This window comes from Bacteroides sp. An279, from assembly GCF_002159615.1.
GTDB lineage: Bacteria > Bacteroidota > Bacteroidia > Bacteroidales > Bacteroidaceae > Phocaeicola > Phocaeicola intestinalis.
Genome location: NZ_NFJA01000164.1, coordinates 1 through 3609, shown reverse-complemented (window position 1 = coordinate 3609; position 3609 = coordinate 1). Strand labels below are relative to the sequence as shown.

The 3609-nt window shown below is 46.0% G+C and carries 2 protein-coding genes and 3 tRNA genes; 4 read left to right on the top strand and 1 reads right to left on the bottom strand.

Annotated features, from left to right (window positions below; genetic code table 11):
• Positions 1–211: 211 nt before the first annotated feature.
• The 4 genes from B5F78_RS16170 (at position 212) to B5F78_RS16155 (ending at position 1043) form a co-directional block, all read left to right on the top strand.
• Positions 212–286: transfer RNA gene (locus tag B5F78_RS16170), tRNA-Val, on the top strand.
• 31 nt (positions 287–317) lie between these two features.
• A tRNA-Val gene (locus tag B5F78_RS16165) sits at positions 318–392 on the top strand.
• 36 nt (positions 393–428) lie between these two features.
• Positions 429–503: transfer RNA gene (locus tag B5F78_RS16160), tRNA-Val, on the top strand.
• Between the two features lie 45 nt (positions 504–548).
• On the top strand, positions 549–1043 hold the full coding sequence (locus tag B5F78_RS16155) for a 3'-5' exonuclease (protein WP_087407223.1): 495 nt from the start codon (positions 549–551) through the stop codon (positions 1041–1043).
• Positions 1044–1587: 544 nt separating this feature from the next.
• On the opposite strand, the gene lepA is transcribed toward B5F78_RS16155, so the two are convergent.
• On the bottom strand, positions 1588–3369 hold the full coding sequence (gene lepA, locus B5F78_RS16150; RefSeq protein WP_087213449.1) for a translation elongation factor 4: 1782 nt from the start codon (positions 3367–3369) through the stop codon (positions 1588–1590).
• Positions 3370–3609 lie beyond the last annotated feature (240 nt).

The window sequence follows — 3609 nt, the reverse complement described above, 5'->3', positions numbered from 1 at the left end:
TCAGGAAGAAAATTAATGCCAGACCGAGAGAAAAACTCAATTTCTCGACTCCGGCTGAGGTCTTTTTCAAAAATATTTCGTAATGTTGCACTCGCTGGTTGACTCTGCCCGGATTTGTCGGATTTGATTTTTTTTGAAAAAAAATGCTCAAAAGTTTGCAGATTCAAAAATAAGCTGTACCTTTGCAACCGCAAATGAGAACGAGACCTTCGGGCGTTTAGCTCAGCTGGTTCAGAGCATCTGCCTTACAAGCAGAGGGTCGGCGGTTCGAATCCGTCAACGCCCACTCGAAATACTCTCGTTTTCATGAAGCTTTGGGGCGTTTAGCTCAGCTGGTTCAGAGCATCTGCCTTACAAGCAGAGGGTCGGCGGTTCGAATCCGTCAACGCCCACTTCACCAAAGCTATATTAGTCAAATTTCCCCCTTCGGGCGTTTAGCTCAGCTGGTTCAGAGCATCTGCCTTACAAGCAGAGGGTCGGCGGTTCGAATCCGTCAACGCCCACTTCCATTTAAATTAATCCTTTATTTTTTTCTTGATATTCATTCTATGAAAGATTTTGCTGCCATCGATTTCGAAACAGCCAATGAATGTCCATCCAGTGTATGTAGTGTCGGGGTGGTAGTGGTACGTGAAGGAAAGATAGTCGGCAAGCTCTACCGTTTGATACGTCCGTGTCCTGATTATTATGCATATTGGAATACGCGCGTGCATGGATTGACCTCCCAAGATACAGCCCATGCGCAGCTTTTTCCGGAGGTATGGGCGGAAATAGCCTGGCTTATAGGGGATTTGCCTTTAGTGGCTCACAACAGTCCTTTCGATGAGAGGTGCCTAAAGGCAGTGTTCCGCACATATGGAATGGATTATCCCGATTATACCTTTTATTGTACATGCCGTGCTTCGCGGCGTGTTTTTGGCAAGCAGTTGCCTAACCATCAGTTGCAGACTGTAGCGGCTTGTTGTGGATACGACTTGACTAAACATCATCATGCGCTGGCTGATGCTGAGGCATGTGCACAGATAGCTCTTCAGATTCTGTAAGTTCTAAGAAACTGTTCTGAAAACGAATACATCAAGACAAGAAAAACTTTTTGGAGAAATTCAAAACAGTTTCTAGCATATAAGTAAGTGTGCAAAATTAAATGATATTGCCAGAAACACAGATTTTCGCGGATTAGCGCAGATTATTGTAATTTACGATTTGACAATTTGCTATCTACTATTTGAGCTTTAAATCGTACTTCGTAAATCGGAAAATAGTAAATTAAAAGAATCCGCGAAAATCTGTGTTAATCCTGTATTTCTGAGCAGACACATTATATAAACTAATTCTCAACATCTACTTATCAACTGCGTGGCAAGATGAATTGCAGTCCTGTCCCAGTCCTATGCTGTCAGGACTGCAGTCCTGGTAGATTAGGATTATGCGAGGACTGTATCTTTCTTTGCCGATACAGTCTTGTCCGGAAAAAGAACAAGTAATGTCCGCAGCGGCCATCCCCAATGATTATGCCCAAAATGATGGTATAATGATTGGGGAGGAATGCGGACATTCATATTGTATCTTTGCGTTCGGCCTGCTTGTTTAATCCAGTTTCAGCACTGCCAGAAAAGCTTTTTGCGGCACTTCCACTGTGCCGATTTGTTTCATACGTTTCTTTCCGCGCTTTTGCTTTTCAAGCAATTTGCGTTTGCGGCTCACGTCGCCTCCATAACATTTTGCCGTTACATCCTTACGTACAGCCTTGATGGTTTCGCGGGCAATGATTTTTGAGCCGATAGCTGCCTGGATAGCTATTTCGAACTGTTGGCGTGGAATGAGTTCTTTTAGTTTTTCGCACATACGGCGTCCCAGTTCGTATGCATTGTCTACGTGGGTGAGGGTAGAGAGTGCATCTACCGGTTCGCCATTGAGCAGGATGTCCAGCTTCACCAGTTTTGAGGGGCGGAATCCTGCCGCATGATAATCGAACGAGGCATATCCTTTTGAAAGACTTTTCAGTTTATCGTAGAAGTCGATGACGATTTCGCCCAGTGGCATCTTGTAATGCAGTTCCACGCGGTTGCCCGAAATATAGTCTTGGCGCACCAGTTCGCCACGCTTGCCCAAACAGAGCGTCATGATAGAACCGATATAGTCGGTCGTGGTGATGATGGAGGCATCGATGTAGGGCTCTTCGATGTGGTCGATAAGTGTCGGGTCGGGCATACCGCCGGGGTTATGCACTTCTTGTACGCCTCCTTGCTTGTCGTATACCATATATGATACGTTGGGCACGGTGGTGATGACGTTCATATTGAACTCGCGGTCTAACCGTTCCTGTACAATTTCCATGTGGAGCAAGCCCAGAAATCCGCATCGGAAGCCAAAACCAAGTGCGAGAGACGATTCGGGTTGAAAAGTGAGCGAGGCATCATTCAGCTGGAGTTTTTCCAGTGAGGAACGCAGGTTTTCATAATCTTCCGCCTCGATAGGGTAAACACCGGCAAATACCATCGGCTTTACTTCTTCGAAGCCTTCAATGGCTTTCTCGCATGGGCGGTCGATGTGGGTGATGGTATCGCCCACCTTAACCTCACGTGAAGTCTTGATGCCCGAGATGATGTAGCCTACATCACCTGTTCGCAGTTCTTTGCGTGGTACTAAATCCATTTTCAGTACGCCTACTTCATCGGCATCGTATTCTTTTCCTGTATTGAAGAATTTTACTTTGTCGCCGGTGCGGATGATGCCGTTTTCTACTTTAAAATAGGCGATGATGCCGCGGAACGAGTTAAAGACAGAGTCGAAAATCAATGCTTGGAGTGGTGCGTTTTCATCACCTTGCGGACAAGGTATCCGTTCGACAACTGCTTTCAGTATTTCTTCCACGCCCATACCGGTCTTTCCCGAAGCACGGATAATCTCTTCGCGCTTGCATCCCAGCAGGTCGATGATTTCGTCTTCTACCTCTTCGGGCATAGCGCTGTCCATGTCGCATTTGTTCATTACGGGGATGATTTCCAGGTCGTGTTCCAGTGCCATGTAGAGGTTTGAGATAGTCTGTGCCTGTACTCCTTGCGAGGCATCCACTACCAGTAAGGCTCCTTCACACGCAGCGATGGAGCGTGACACTTCGTATGAGAAGTCTACGTGCCCCGGGGTATCGATGAGGTTGAGAATGTATTTTTCGCCTCCGTAGGTGTATTCCATCTGGATAGCGTGGCTCTTGATGGTGATGCCGCGTTCCCGTTCCAGGTCCATGTCGTCGAGCATCTGCCCTTCGGTGATTTTGATAGTCTGGGTGTATTCCAGCAAGCGGTCGGCAAGTGTGGATTTCCCATGGTCAATATGGGCGATGATGCAGAAATTTCGGATATTCTTCATATAGTTTACTTGATTACAGCGTTTTGTGCGCAAAGATAGCGAAAAATGTAAAAGTGACCAAATTTGAAGTTCACCACAGATTACGCAGATTAAATCAATCAATGTGATATGAATGGTTCATCGTGATAGTTGATTTAGAAGCTGTTTTGAATTTATCGTGCGATGATTTGGGATGAGTTTTTGAGGCATTTTCGCTTTTGTGATGAGGAAGATAGCGGGCTATCTGACGAAGAACAGGAG

What these genes read in the sequence shown, in the direction of transcription:
- B5F78_RS16155 (WP_087407223.1), top strand. Translation starts at nt 549, where the DNA reads ATGAAAGATTTTGCTGCCATCGATTTCGAAACAGCCAATGAATGTCCA.
- lepA (WP_087213449.1), bottom strand. Translation starts at nt 3,369, where the DNA reads ATGAAGAATATCCGAAATTTCTGCATCATCGCCCATATTGACCATGGG.